At 68.9% G+C, this 14,032-nt stretch carries 8 protein-coding genes; 2 read left to right on the top strand and 6 right to left on the bottom strand.

The window, feature by feature from the left end; translation table 11 throughout:
- Nucleotides 1-310 precede the first annotated feature (310 nt).
- On the top strand, nt 311-4,045 hold the full coding sequence (locus RKD20_RS10870; protein WP_424883196.1) for a GH92 family glycosyl hydrolase: 3,735 nt from the start codon (nt 311-313) through the stop codon (nt 4,043-4,045).
- Nucleotides 4,046-4,065: 20 nt separating this feature from the next.
- Nucleotides 4,066-6,003 (top strand): alpha-glucuronidase, encoded by a 1,938-nt coding sequence (locus tag RKD20_RS10875; RefSeq protein ID WP_424877553.1) that lies wholly within the window; start codon nt 4,066-4,068, stop codon nt 6,001-6,003.
- Here RKD20_RS10875 and RKD20_RS10880 read toward each other — a convergent pair.
- The 6 genes from RKD20_RS10880 to RKD20_RS10905 all read right to left on the bottom strand — a co-directional run bounded on the left by RKD20_RS10880 (nt 5,997) and on the right by RKD20_RS10905 (nt 13,829).
- Nucleotides 5,997-8,006: a beta-galactosidase gene (locus RKD20_RS10880; protein ID WP_424877554.1), complete on the bottom strand. Its 2,010-nt coding sequence runs from the start codon at nt 8,004-8,006 to the stop codon at nt 5,997-5,999. The genes RKD20_RS10875 and RKD20_RS10880 overlap by 7 nt on opposite strands.
- A complete protein-coding gene (locus RKD20_RS10885; protein WP_424883197.1) occupies nt 8,003-8,629 on the bottom strand; it encodes a hypothetical protein in 627 nt (208 codons plus the stop codon). The genes RKD20_RS10880 and RKD20_RS10885 overlap by 4 nt, the downstream gene beginning before the upstream one ends.
- Before the next feature lie 146 nt (nt 8,630-8,775).
- Nucleotides 8,776-10,290, bottom strand: a complete 1,515-nt coding sequence (locus RKD20_RS10890; protein WP_424883198.1) for a GH39 family glycosyl hydrolase — start codon at nt 10,288-10,290, stop codon at nt 8,776-8,778.
- Complete coding sequence (locus RKD20_RS10895) at nt 10,290-11,945, bottom strand: extracellular solute-binding protein (RefSeq protein ID WP_424877555.1); 1,656 nt, start codon at nt 11,943-11,945, stop codon at nt 10,290-10,292. Before RKD20_RS10895 ends, RKD20_RS10890 begins: the two co-directional genes overlap by 1 nt.
- Before the next feature lie 37 nt (nt 11,946-11,982).
- Nucleotides 11,983-12,855, bottom strand: coding sequence for a carbohydrate ABC transporter permease (locus RKD20_RS10900; protein WP_424877556.1), 873 nt, complete (start codon nt 12,853-12,855; stop codon nt 11,983-11,985).
- Nucleotides 12,849-13,829, bottom strand: coding sequence for an ABC transporter permease (locus RKD20_RS10905; RefSeq protein WP_424877557.1), 981 nt, complete (start codon nt 13,827-13,829; stop codon nt 12,849-12,851). The genes RKD20_RS10900 and RKD20_RS10905 overlap by 7 nt, the downstream gene beginning before the upstream one ends.
- Nucleotides 13,830-14,032 lie beyond the last annotated feature (203 nt).

A 14,032-nucleotide genomic window follows, 5' to 3' on the forward strand; every position in this document is an offset into this window, starting at 1 on the left:
CGACAGGTATAGTCCACTTCCGGTCGGCGTAGCAAGATCGAATGCAATGTTGGTCTTGGGTGTGTTCGAGTTGAGACCTCGCGGAAATATGAGCGCCCCGTGCGAAGCTTGCCGGAAAAATCCGCGACATACGCCTCGAATGCCACAGCCAACACCCTTGACATCACCGTCCACTTGGACCCCTACTGATCCTTGCACGGATTGTGTGACAACGTTGTCCGTCCTTGTGCAGGGAGGGTACTCGCCGATGGATCGGTACAGAACTCGGCTCAGACGGAGTACGGCGGTCGTCTTCACGGCCGCCTTTGTCATGACGGTGGGCTCCCAGGGCGCCGCGGTCGCCCTGCCCGAGGCTCCCACCCCGGCCGACCAGGGGTTCGCCTCCTCCTTCGAGGCGGGAGAACCGGCTCCCGACTGGATCAGCACCGTCGATCACGGCCGGGCCTCAGGCGTCGACGGCGGCTACCGCACCGGCATCCCGGGCAATGTCACCGACCAGGTCACCGACGTCCGGGCGAGTGCCGAGAACACCTCCGGCGGCGAGGTGAAGGAGAACCTCGCCGACAGCGAGCCGGGCACCAAGTGGCTGGCCTTCGCGTCCACCGGCTGGGTGGAGTTCGACCTGGACAAGCCGGTGAAGGCGGTCACCTACGCACTCACCTCGGCCAACGACTTCGCCGAGCGCGACCCGAGGGACTGGACACTCAAGGGCTCCACGGACGGCAAGGACTGGAAGACCCTCGACAGCCGGGCGGGCGAGACCTTCGCCGAACGCTTCCAGACGAAGTCGTACGACATCCCCGCGGACGCCGTCGCCGAGTACCAGCACTTCCGGCTCGACATCAGCGCGAACAACGGCGCCTCCGGCATCCTGCAGCTGGCCGACGTGCAGTTCTCCACGGGCGGCGGCGACGGGCCGGTGCCGCCGGACATGCTCTCGCTGGTCGACCGTGGTCCGAGCGGATCGCCCACCGCGAAGGCGAGCGCCGGATTCACCGGAAAGAGAGCTCTGCGTTACGCCGGTCGGCACATCGCGGACGGGCGGGCGTATTCGTACAACAAGGTCTTCGACGTGGACGTGCGGGTCGATGCGCTCACCCGGCTGTCCTACCGGATCTTCCCGTCGATGGCGGACGGCGACCGGGACTACGACGCGACGAACGTCTCCTTGGACCTGGCCTTCACCGACGGCACCTTCCTCAGCGACCTCGGAGCACGCGACCAGCACGGATTCCCGCTCTCACCGCAGGGACAGGGCGCCTCGAAGGCCCTCTACGTCAACCAGTGGAACAACGTGGTCGCGCGGATCGGGTCGGTCGCGGCCGGGAGGACCGTCGACCGGATCCTCGTCGCCTACGACTCCCCGAGCGGGCCGGCGAAGTTCCGGGGCTGGCTGGACGACGTGACGCTGGAGCGGGCCGCGCCGGAGGAACCCAAGGCGCATCTGTCCGACTACGCGCTCACCACCCGGGGCACCCACTCCAGCGGCGGCTTCTCGCGCGGCAACAACTTCCCGGCGACGGCCGTGCCGCACGGCTTCAACTTCTGGACGCCGGTGACCAACGCGTCCTCGCTGAGCTGGCTGTACGACTACGCACGCGCGAACAACGGCGACAACCTGCCGACGATCCAGGCGTTCAGCGCGAGCCACGAGCCGAGCCCGTGGATGGGCGACCGGCAGACCTTCCAGGTGATGCCGTCGACCGTCCCCGGCGCCCCGGACACCGGCCGCGAGGCGCGGGAGCTGGCCTTCCGGCACGAGAACGAGACCGCGCGGCCGTACTACTACGGGGTGCGGTTCGAGAACGGGCTGAAGACGGAGATGGCGCCGACCGACCACGCGGCGGCACTGCGCTTCACCTACCCGGGCGACGACGCGAGCGTGCTCTTCGACAACGTGACGGACCAGGCGGGCCTGACGCTCGACAAGGACGCGGGCGTGATCACCGGCTACTCGGACGTGAAGTCCGGGCTGTCGACCGGCGCCACCCGGCTCTTCGTCTACGGCGTCTTCGACCGGCCGGTCACGGACGGCTCGTCGAGCGGGGTCAAGGGCTATCTGCGCTTCGACGCCGGCACCGACCGGACCGTCACGCTGCGGCTCGCCACCTCGCTGATCAGCCTCGACCAGGCGAAGGACAACCTGCGCCAGGAAATCCCGGACGGCACCTCCTTCGAGAAGGTCCGCGACCGGGCCCGGGGACAGTGGGACCGGCTGCTCGGCAAGGTCGAGGTCGAGGGCGCCACGCAGGACCAGCTGACCACGCTCTACTCCAGCCTGTACCGGCTGTACCTGTACCCCAACTCCGGTTTCGAGAAGGTGGGTTCGAAATACCAGTACGCGTCCCCGTTCTCCCCGATGCCCTCTCCCGACACCCCCACGCACACCGGGGCGAAGATCGTGGACGGCAAGGTGTACGTCAACAACGGCTTCTGGGACACCTATCGGACCACCTGGCCGGCGTACTCGCTGCTGACGCCCTCTCAGGCGGGCGAGATGGTCGACGGGTTCGTCCAGCAGTACAAGGACGGCGGCTGGACCTCGCGCTGGTCCTCCCCCGGTTACGCGGACCTGATGACCGGCACCTCCTCGGACGTCGCCTTCGCGGACGCGTACGTCAAGGGCGTCGACTTCGACGCGAAGTCGGCGTACGAAGCGGCCCTGAAGAACGCCACGGTCGCGCCCCCGTCCTCCGGCGTGGGCCGCAAGGGCATGGAGACCTCGCCCTTCCTCGGCTACACCAGCACCGACACCCACGAGGGCCTGTCCTGGGCCCTGGAGGGCTACCTCAACGACTTCGGCATCGCGCGGATGGGCCGGGCGCTGTACGCGAGGACCGGCGAGAAGCGCTACCAGGAGGAGTCGGCGTACTTCCTCAACCGGGCCCGGGACTACGTGAACCTCTTCGATCCCAAGGCGGGTTTCTTCCAGGGACGCGGTGAGACGGGTGAGTGGCGCGTCGAGTCCTCGAAGTACGACCCGCGTGTGTGGGGCTACGACTACACCGAGACCAACGGCTGGGGCTACGCCTTCACCGCCCCGCAGGACAGCCGGGGCCTCGCCAACCTGTACGGCGGCCGCTCGGGTCTCGCAGACAAGCTGGACGAGTACTTCGCGACACCGGAGACGGCCTCGCCGGACCTCGTCGGCTCCTACGGCGGTGTCATCCACGAGATGACGGAGGCACGGGACGTCCGGATGGGCATGTACGGGCACTCCAACCAGGTCGCCCACCACGTCACCTACATGTACGACGCGGCCGGTCAGCCCTGGAAGACGCAGAAGAACGTACGTGAGGTGCTGTCGCGGCTGTACGTCGGCAGCGAGATCGGGCAGGGCTACCACGGGGACGAGGACAACGGCGAGCAGTCGGCCTGGTTCCTGTTCTCGGCGCTGGGCTTCTACCCGCTGGTGATGGGCAGCGGCGAGTACGCCGTCGGCTCCCCGCTGTTCACCAAGGCCACGGTCCATCTGGAGAACGGCCGGGACCTGGTGGTCAGGGCGCCGAAGAACAGCGCGCGGAACGTGTACGTGCAGAGCCTGAGGGTCAACGGCAAGCCCTGGAGGTCGACTTCGCTCCCCCACTCGGACCTGTCGAAGGGTGCCGTCCTGGACTTCGACATGGGTCCGCGGCCGTCCAAGTGGGGCACCGGGAAGAACGCCGCCCCGGTGTCGATCACCCAGGACGACGAGGTGCCGACGCCGCGGGCGGACGTGCTCGCCGGGGACGGGGCGCTGTTCGACAACACGTCGGCGACGGACGCGACCGTGACCTCCGTGGACCTTCCGGTCTCCGGTGAGGTCAAGGGGGTCCAGTACACGGTGACCTCGTCGTCGGACCGCACGAAGGCCCCGACCGGCTGGACGCTCCAGGGCTCGGACGACGGGACCAAGTGGAAGACCCTCGACCAGCGGTCCGGGGAGTTCTTCGCCTGGGACCGGCAGACACGGGCGTTCTCGGTGAGGTCTGCGGGTACGTACGGGAAGTACCGTCTCGTGCTCGACGGCGAGGCGGTGGTCTCGGAAGTCGAACTGCTCGCCTGAGCAGGAGTGTTGGGGGTCTCATGCAGGGTGTCGATCCGGCCTGGCTGCCGGACGTGGCGTTCCGGCCGATCGGCACCCGGCGGACCCTGATCCGCGGCTCGGGTCCCTTGGTGGACACGGTGCGCGGGGAGGTGGTGGAGGCCTGCGAGCGGTTCGGGGGCGCGGTCGTGCGCGAAGACCCCGATCTCGTCCTGGAGCTGACCGGGGACGACGCCGGCGAGGCGTTCACCTACGGACGCCGTGACGGCCGTACGACCGTCACGGCGTCCGGCGCGCGCGGGTTGCTGTACGGGTTCTTCCACGTCGTACGGCTCGGGGAGGCGGCGTTCCGGGGCGAGGCTCAACCTGCGATCCATGAACCGCAGTTGCCGCTGCGCATGCTGGACCACTGGGACAACGTGGCCGTGCACCCGGTCATGGGCCAGGTCGAGCGCGGGTACGCGGGCGGGTCGCTGTTCTGGGAGGACGGGCGGGCGCGCGGGGATCTGGACCGGGTGCGGCGGTACGGCAGGCTGCTCGCGGCCTGCGGGATCAACGCCCTGTCCGTCAACAACGTCAACGTGCACGCGGCCGAGGCACGGCTGCTGACCGAGCGGCTCGGTGAAGTGGCCGACATCGCGGGCGTGTTGCGGCCGTACGGCATTCGTGTCCATCTGTCGGTGACCTTCGCCGCGCCGATGGTGCTGGGCGGTCTGCCGACGGCCGATCCGCTCGACCTGGGCGTGTCGACGTGGTGGGCCGGGGCGGCCGCCCGGGTGTACGCGGCGATCCCCGACTTCGGCGGTTTCGTGGTGAAGGCCGACTCCGAGGGACAGCCGGGCCCGTTCGCGTACGGGCGCACCCATGCCGACGGCGCCAACATGCTGGCCGCCCCCGTGGAGCCGTACGGCGGCACGGTCCACTGGCGGGCCTTCGTCTACGACCACCGCCAGGACTGGCGGGACCGCTCGACCGACCGGGCGCGGGCCGCGTACGACCATTTCGTGCCGCTGGACGGGGAGTTCGCCGACAACGCCGTCCTCCAGGTCAAGCACGGGCCGGTGGACTTCCAGGTGCGGGAGCCGGTCTCCCCCCTGATCGGGGCGATGCCGGGCACGCGGCTGGCGGTGGAGCTCCAGGCGACGCAGGAGTACACCGGGCAGCAGCGGCATGTGTGCTGGCTGGGGCCGATGTGGAGCGAGGTGCTGCGCTTCGGGATCGACGGGGAGTCCACGGTCGGTGCGTCGGCGCGCGGCGGGCTCGTGGCCGTGTCCAACGTCGGGGACGACCCGTTCTGGACCGGGCATCCGCTGGCCCAGGCGAACCTGTACACGTTCGGGCGGCTGGCCTGGGAGCCGGGCGGCGATCCGCATCGGTTCCTCGACGAATGGACCGGGCTCACCTTCGGGAGCGACCCTGGGCTCGCGAAGGGGCTGCGCTCGGTTCTGGACGGTTCGTGGCGGACGTACGAGAAGTACACCGCTCCCCTCGGGGTCGGGTTCATGGTCCAGCCGGGGCACCACTACGGGCCGAGCGTCGACGGGTACGAGTACAGCCCGTGGGGGACCTACCACTTCGCCGACCGCGACGGCGTCGGTGTCGACCGGAGCGTGGCGAGCGGGACCGGGTACGCGGGGCAGTACGGGAAGCCCTGGGCGGAGGTGTACGAGTCTGCCGAGACCTGCCCGGACGAGCTGCTGCTGTTCTTCCACCACGTGTCGTACGGGCACATGTTGAAGAGTGGGAAGACGGTGATCCAGCACATCTACGACACGCACTTCGAGGGCGTGGAGGAGGTGGAGGCGGCCCAGCGGGTGTGGGCCTCGCTGGTGGACCTGGTGGACCCGGCGCGCCACGCGCGGGTGACGGAGCGGTTCGAGGAGCAGCTCCGCAGTGCCCGCGAGTGGCGCGATCAGGTCAACAGTTACTTCTTCCGTAAGTCCGGGGTGCCGGATGCGCGGGGGCGCACCGTCTACTGAAGCCTGAGGACGGCGATGCCCCTCGGGTCGAGGGTGAGCGGGTCGCCCGCCTCGGTCCGCTTGCCGGTGAGCAGGTCGGTCGCGGTGTCGTGAGCGGTCAACTCGACCGGCTCAGCCGTGTGGTTGAGGAGGAAGCGCAGGCGGGTTCCGTCGGGCGCGACACGGGTCGCGGTCTCCAGGCCCTCGTGGTCGGCGTACGGGCCGATGACACGGTGGCGGGCCAGAACGCGGCGGACCACCTGGTGCACGCCGGGCTGGTCCAGGGCGGTGGCGACGTACCAGCCCTCGCCCTGCCCGTACCGGTTGCGGGTGACGGCGGGTGTGCCCGCGTAGAAGTCCGTGCCGTACGTGGCGATGGCCTCGGCGCCTCTCAGCTGCACGATCTCGAAGACGAGGCGTCCCGATGATTCGATTTCGGGGACGGGCTGGGCGAACTGCGCCTGGCGGGAGTCCCATTCGTCGATCCGGATGCCCATCAGGGGCGCGAGGGGGCCGGGGACGTCCGTGAGGAAGGCCCGGTCGTGTTCGTCGACACGACCGGAGAGGAAGGTGGCGAGGACCGTGCCGCCGCGTGCCGCGACTGCTTCGAGGCGGGTGGCGAGGTCGCCCTTGACCATGTGCACGGCGGGGGCGAGGACGACGTCGTACGGGGCGAGGTCGGCGGTGTGCGGCACGACGTCCACGTCGGCGCCCGCCTCGCGGGCGGCCCGATAGTAGGGGTGGACCACGTCCAGGTACTTGACCAGCCGGGACGGGCCGTCGGAGATCTCCAGGGCCCACCAGCTGTCCCAGTCGAAGAGCAGCGCGGTACGAGCGGGGGTGCGGGCGCCGAGGGAGGCGACGCCGAGCCGCTCCAACTCCGCGCCCAGCGCGGCCACTTCCCGGAACACCCGGGTGTCGTCGCGGCCCGCGTGGCCGATGACCGCTCCGTGGTACTTCTCGCAGGCTCCCCGGGAGGCGCGCAGCTGGAAGTAGAGGGCCGCGTCGGCGCCGTGGGCGATCGCCTGGAAGGTGGCAAGCCGCAACTCCCCTGGCCTGCGCAGGGGGTTGACGTCACGGCAGGCCGTCGTGGACGGGGTCTGCTCCATCAGCCAGAAGGGGGCGCCGTCCTTGAGGCCGCGCATCAGGTCGTGGGCCAGGGCGGCCCAGGTCGGCGGGGCGTCCAGGGGCGGGTAGCTGTCCCAGGACACGAAGTCGAGGTGGGACGCCCAGCGGTGGTAGTCGAGGGGGCGAAACATGCCCATGAAGTTGGTCGTGACGGGAGTGACCGGATCATGGGCGCGGATCACCTCCTTCTCGGCGAGGAAGCAGCCGAGCAGCGCGTCGGTGGTGAAGCGGAAGTAGTCGAGCGTGATGCCCTGGAAGGCGGTGTGGTCGGGGCCCCGCCAGTGCTCGGTGAGGGCGCTCGGCGGTTCGATCTCCTCGAAGGAGGTGTAGCGGTGCGACCAGAACGTCGTCCACCAGGCGTCGTTGAGGGCGTCGAGGGTGCCGTACCGGTCCCGCAGCCAGTCCCGGAACGCGGCGGCGCACAGGTCGCAGTAACAGATGCCGCCGTACTCGTTGTTGATGTGCCAGGCGAGCAGCGCCGGGTGGTCCGCGTACCGTTCGGCGAGGCGTGCCGCCATCGCCGTGGCCGGTCGGCGGTACGCCGGTGAGCTGGGGCAGAAGTTGTGGCGCTGGCCGTAGCGGTGCCGGCGGCCCTCGAAGTCGGTCCGGTTGACCTCGGGGTACTTCTTCGCGAGCCAGGGCGGCAGGGCGGCCGTACCGGTGGCCAGGCAGACCTGCCGGTCCTCGGCCGCGGCCCGGTCCAGGACGCGGTCGAGGACCGTGAAGTCGTAGGTGTCCTCGGCGGGTTGGGTGAGCGACCAGGAGAAGACGCCGACGGTGAGGGTGTCGATGCCGGCCCGGGTGAACAGCCGGTGGTCCTCGTCCCAGACCTCCGTCGGCCACTGCTCGGGGTTGTAGTCGCCGCCGTAGGGGATCTTGGAGCTCGACGGGCTCATGCGGTGAAGTCCTCCTGGGTCTCGGCGATCACCGGACGGCTGCTGTGCAGCAGGGACAGCAGCAGCGGGGCTGCGAGCAGGGCGGGCAGCGCCTCGGTCAGTACGGCGGTCCCGGCGGCCGTCAGGACGAGCAGCGAGGCGGCGCCGAGGGTGGCGCGGCCGTGCCGGAACAGGAAGTAGCCGGCGAGGCGTGCGGTGTCCCTGGCCCGGAAGGCGAACAGGGCGGTGAGGACGAGCGCGTGGGCGCCCCACAGGAGGGAGCCGACGCCGACGGCCGCGAGCAGCACGGCCCACCAGCCGGGCAGGCCGGTGGCGGTGAAGTGGGTGAGCGTGAACGCGATGACCGTGAGCCAGGCCAGCAGGGGTGTCCACAGCTTCAGGGCGGGGACGGCGTTGAGCCGCCAGCCGCGCCAGTAGGAGCGGGCCGGGTGGAGGTCGGTGAGGTCGCGGTCGCGGCGGTCGAGAGCGTACAGGGCGGCGGCCGTCGCCGGACCGAGGGGCAGCAGGCACACGGCGGCGAGCGGGAGGTTGGCCGGGGCCGGGCCCAGCAGGAGCAGTCCCGCCAAGCCCGGGGAGGCGGCGACGAGGAGCAGGGCCTCGACGGTGAGGAGGGTGTGGATCAGGGCTGCGGCGCTGGAGAGGGAGCCGGTGCCGAAGGAGGGGGCGGGGGGTTCACGGTTCTCCGGCGGCCGCTGCCCTGCGGGCGGGGTGTCGTGGGACCTCGCCCTGGCACGACCGGTCTCCGCCGGTACTCGGCGCGTTCCGGCTGTCACCGCGGCTCCCTCCCCAGCAGTCGGCGTTCGTCCCACCACTCCGGTGCCTCCTCCACGACCGGGCTCACCTCCACGAGCGTGATCTCGTGACGGGCCAGCGTCAGGTCCAGTACGGCCCTGTCGTCCTCGACCGGCAGCCGCAGGTGCTGCCGGCCCGGCTCGGCGGCCTCGTGGAGTACGTCGAGCTGGTGCGGGCCGGGCGAGCGCGGGCTCCCCATCCGCTGCCAGGCCGTGCGGGCGTTGCCGTGCTCCTCGTCGACCACGGACCGCCGTACGAACGCCTCCCGGGCGCCCCGCACCGGCACGGACAGGCGCAGCCGGTGCCGGTCCGGTCCGGGCGTCTCGCCGCTCGCGTCGACCGGCGCCCAGGCGAGCACGGTCACCCGGCCGTCGGGGTGCCGGCTGACCAGGTGGTCGGCGCCGCGGGTGAGCAGGCCGGGGCCCATGCGGGCCATGAAGGCGTAGAGGTGGTACGCCGGTTTCCGCACCTGCCGGTGGGTGAGCAGGCCGAAGCCGCCGTGGAAGAGCGCGGTCGGCGGGCCGGCCTCCTCGAACATGTCGCTGAAGGTCCAGTACGAGAAGGAGTCGACGTGGTCGCCGCCGCGGGCGAGCACCGGCGCCAGGTAGGCCGCGTGGAAGGCGGTGTCGTGGACCGGGTTGTCGGGGCGGTAGGAGGAGTTGAACTCCGTGATGTGGACCGGGAGTCCGGCGAGCCGGGTGCCCTTCAGCCGCTCGCGGGGCGTGGCGAACTGGTCAAGGAGGTCCTGGGCGGGTGCCAGGGTCTGGTGGACGCCGAAGGGGACGTGCTGGGCGGGGCCCGAGGTGTAGGCGTGCTTCGACACGAAGTCGACCGGGACGTCGCGCTGTGCGGCGAACTCGGCGAAGCGGTCCAGCCACTCGTCCGCGCCCGGAGAGATCGCGGGGCCGCCGACCTGGAGATCCGGGTCCACCTCCTTCACCGCGCTCGCCGTCACCTCGTAGAGGTGGTGGTACGCCTTCTCGTCCGCGCCCTGCCAGAAGTCGGGCAGGTTGGGTTCGTTCCAGACCTCGATGGGCCATCCCCGCACCTCGTCGAGGCCGTACCGGTCGACGAGGTGGGTGACGGTCGCCTTGACCAGGGCAGCCCACTCCTTGTGCGAACGGGGCGGGGTGACGTTGCCGTGCCACCAGAACACGGTCTGCTCCCCTGACGCCAACTCCGCCGGCATGAAGCCGAGTTCGACGAAGGGCCGGATGCCGAGCTCCAGGCAGGCGTCCACGACCTGGTCGACGTAGGTGAAGGAATGACGGACCCCTCGGACGCCCTCGGGCCACTCGTACGGCCGGTACACGCCCATGCCGTCGCTCAGCAGTCCGTGCCCCCGGAGGTGGCGGAAGCCGATCTCGCGCTGGAGCAGCCTGAGGGAGTCCTGGTAGTCGCGGCGCAGGGCGAGTTCGATCCTCCCGGTGCCCACGCAGTGGCGCCAGGCTTCGGAGAGGGGGCCGGACGGCTCGGCGGGGACGCGGAAGATCACCCGTTCTCCTTCCTGAACCGCTCGTGCGCCTTGTTGTGCAGGTCGACGAGTTGCTGCATGTTCTTCGCCTTCAACTCGGCGAGATACGCGTCCCACTCGGACATCGGGCGCTTGCCGAGCACGAACTGGAGGGTGCTCTGGATGGCGTGGTCCTTGAGCGGGGTGTCCCAGAGGGTCGCCTGCTCCTGCTCGAAGGACTGCAGGGGGTGGGCCGGGTCGACTGGCAGTTCCTTGCGCTGGGACATGACGTCCTGGAACTTCTTCTCGTCCGGGCTGAAGTTGGAGGACACCAGCTCCCAGCTGCCGCCGTAGGTGAACACGCCGTTGAAGAAGCCGTAGTCCTTCTGGAGGTCCTTGGGGGCGTCGGGATCGGAGCCCATCAGCGAGATGCCGGGCTTCAGCGTGTACTTACCGCCGGACTCGGTGTAAGTGACGCCCTCCACACCCCACTTGCAGAACTTCTGGCCCTCGTCGGAGTACCAGAGCCAGTCCACGAACTGCATCATCGCGACGAAGTCGGCGCTCTTGAGGGCCTTGCTGGAGATCATGACGCCGTTCTCCAGCCGGATGCCGCTCAGCAGGATCGGGCCGGCCGGGCCGAGCGGCACCGGGACCATCTCGATCTTCGCGCCCTTGACCTGCTTGCCCAGGTTGTAGCGGTAGTTCTGCACCAGCTCCTGGGGGTTGGCGCTGATCACGTAGGACTTCTCGGCCAGCAGCTTCTGCACGGCCTGGTCGTCCTGCTGGGTGAAGCTCTCGGGGTCGAGGAGCTTCTCGGCGACGATCTTTCTCAGGAACTCGATCATCTGCCGGTAGGCGTCCTGGGCGGCCGTGAAGACGAACTTCTGCGCCTTGGTGTCGAAGCTGATGTTGTCGTACGTCCAGCCGGCCTTCACCCCGTAGGCCTGGCCGAGGTACTGGAACAACGCCCCGCAGGGGAAGGGGGTGTTGGTGCTCCAGCGGTCGGTCCAGGGGTATTTGTCGGGGTACTCGGCCTTGAGCGCCTTGAGGACGTCGTACACCTCGTCCCAGGTCGTGGGCAGGGCCAGTCCGTGCTTGTCGAGGATGTCCGTGCGGAGGGACATCGAGTAGCCGGACTTGGGCTTCTCGTGCAGGCCGGGCAGCAGGTAGTACCTGCCGTCGGACTGGCGGATGGAGTCGAGCTCGGGCTCGAGCTTCCACTTCTTCACCTTGTCCCGGAAGTTGGGCATCAGGTCGACGTACTCGCTGACCGGGAGGATCGCTCCCGAGGACACGAAGGCGACCTCGCCGGGGTGGTACGTCTTCGGGATGATGAAGGGGGCGTCGCCCGCGCCGATGAGGACGCTGCGCTTCTTCTCGTAGTCGGCCAGGGGGACGTCGAGGGGCTTGATGGTGACGCCGGTGCGCCGGGTGACCTCCTTCCAGAACAGCCAGTTCTTCTTCAGGGGGTAGACCGGGTTGTCGTTGTGCAGCATGGAGAAGGACAGCGACTTGGTGGCCTTGAACTGCTGGCCGGCCTGGTACTCCTTCATCGCTCCGTTCTGCTTCTTGGAAAGGTCCTTGGAGTCCCCTCCGTCGTCGCCGCTGCCGCAGCCGGTGAGGGTGGCGAGGCCGATGAATCCTGCGGCGGCGAGGATCTGACGCCGTGACAGCTGTCCTGGGTTCTCCACGGATACTCCCTTGTTCCGTAAGTGAAATGACGGGCCGTCAGCCCTTGACCGCGCCGAGCATCACGCCCGAGACGAAGAAGCGCTGGACGAACGGGTACACGCAGATGATCGGCAGCGCGGTGAGCACGATCGTGACGGCCTGGATGCTCGCGCCGACCTGGCTGAGCTCCGCGGTGCCGGCGCCCGCGTTGCCGCCGCCGGTGGCGCCCGCGATGAGGTTGCGCAGATAGACGGTGACCGGCATCAGGTCGGACTGGTCCATGTAGAGGAACGCGCTGAACCAGGAGTTCCAGAAGGACACCGTGTAGAAGAGCACCATGGTCGCGACGACCGCCTTGGACAGCGGCAGCACGACCCTGAAGAGGATGCCGTAGGTGTTCAGGCCGTCGATCTGCGCGGCCTCCTCCAGCTCGGTCGGCAGGCTCTCGAAGAAGGCCTTCATCACCAGCAGGTTGAAGACGCTGATCGCGTTGGGCAGCGCGATCGCCCAGACGCTGTTCTTCATTCCGAGCTCGGTGACCAGGATGTAGTTGGGGATCAGGCCGCCGGTGAAGAACATCGTGAAGACGGCTGTGCCGACGAGCACCCCGCGCCCCTTGAGGTGCTTCTTCGACAGGACGTAGGCGTAACAGGTCGTCAGAACCATGGCCACGACGGTGGACACGACCGTGTAGAACACCGTGTTGCCGTAGTTCCGCCAGAACATCGAGTCCTGGAAGACGATCCGGTACGTGGTGAGGTTGAACCCCTTGGGCCACAGGGTCACTTCACCGGCCCGGATCTGCCGTTCCCCGCTGAAGGACCGCGCGACGATGTTGGCGAAGGGGTACAGGGTTACCAGTACGACGAGGCTGAGGACCACCCCGTTGACGCCCTGGAAGACCCGGTAGGAGCGGCTTGGCCTCACCACAGGCTGGTCCCCACTGTGCGGCGCGAGAGCGTGTTGGCGGTCGTGATCAGGACCAGGCCGATGACCGCCTCGAACAGGCCGATCGCGGCCGCGTAACTGAAGCTGTTGGACTCGACACCGGCCCGGTAGACGTACGTCGAGATCACGTCGGCGGTCGGGTAGGTCAGCGGGTTGTACAGCAGCAGGACCTTCTCGAAGCCGACCGCCATGAACGTGCCGACGTTGAGGATCAGCAGGGTGACCATGGTGGGGCGGATGCCGGGCAGGGTGACGTGCCAGATCTGCCGCCAGCGGTTGGCGCCGTCGATGCGTGCGGCCTCGTAGAGGTCCTCGTCGATGGTGGTGAGCGCGGCGAGGTAGAGGATCGTGCCCCAGCCGGCGGTCTGCCAGACCTCCGAGCCGACGTAGATCGTGCGGAACCAGTCGGGTTCCTGGATGAAGCGGATCTCGTCGTGGCCGAACCAGCCGAGGGCGTGGTTGACCGGCCCGTCGGTGGCGAGCATCTGCATCGTGAGGCCCGCGACGATCACGATCGACAGGAAGTGCGGGAGATACGAGACCGACTGCACGAACCGCTTCAGGGAGCGCCGGCGCACCTCGTTGAGCAGCAGGGCCAGCACGATCGGGATCGGGAAGCAGAACACCAGCGTGAGCCCGCCGAGCCACAGGGTGTTGCGGAACACCTGCCAGAAGGTCGGATCGCCGAGGAACATGCGCACATAGCGCAGGCCCACCCAGTCCTCGCCGAACATCGAGCCGCCGGGCTCGAAGCGCCGGAACGCGATCACGTTGCCGATCATCGGCAGATAGCGGAACACCAGGAAGAACAGCAGCGGCAGGACCGCGAGGGAGTAGAGCTGCCAGTCGCGCCGCAGGGCCCGGCGCCATCCACCGCGCGGCGCGGGGCGGGCGACGGCCCCGGGCAGGTCTTCGACGCTGGAGGGTGGAGAGGCCGACTTGACGGATGTGCTCATGCTCGGTCCTCTCAGACGGAGACATGGAACCGAAACTTTCGAGCTCTTACCGGTAACTGCGCGGCAACTTAGAGGGACGAAGAAAGCGCTGTCAATGGGGCGGACAGGAGATACGTGGGGCAGGAGTGGGGTAGAACCGGGAGGCCGTATCCCTTGACTCTCCGCAAGTTTCACTACTTGGACCGACTCATGCGAGGTGCCCT

It is taken from the genome of Streptomyces sp. SLBN-8D4 (genome assembly GCF_049739545.1).
In the GTDB taxonomy this organism is placed as follows: Bacteria; Actinomycetota; Actinomycetes; order Streptomycetales; family Streptomycetaceae; genus Streptomyces; species Streptomyces canus_C.

Coding starts and splice junctions, on each gene's coding strand:
- RKD20_RS10870 (WP_424883196.1), top strand. CDS start 311: ATGACGGTGGGCTCCCAGGGCGCCGCGGTCGCCCTGCCCGAGGCTCCC.
- RKD20_RS10875 (WP_424877553.1), top strand. CDS start 4,066: ATGCAGGGTGTCGATCCGGCCTGGCTGCCGGACGTGGCGTTCCGGCCG.
- RKD20_RS10880 (WP_424877554.1), bottom strand. CDS start 8,006: ATGAGCCCGTCGAGCTCCAAGATCCCCTACGGCGGCGACTACAACCCC.
- RKD20_RS10905 (WP_424877557.1), bottom strand. CDS start 13,829: ATGAGCACATCCGTCAAGTCGGCCTCTCCACCCTCCAGCGTCGAAGAC.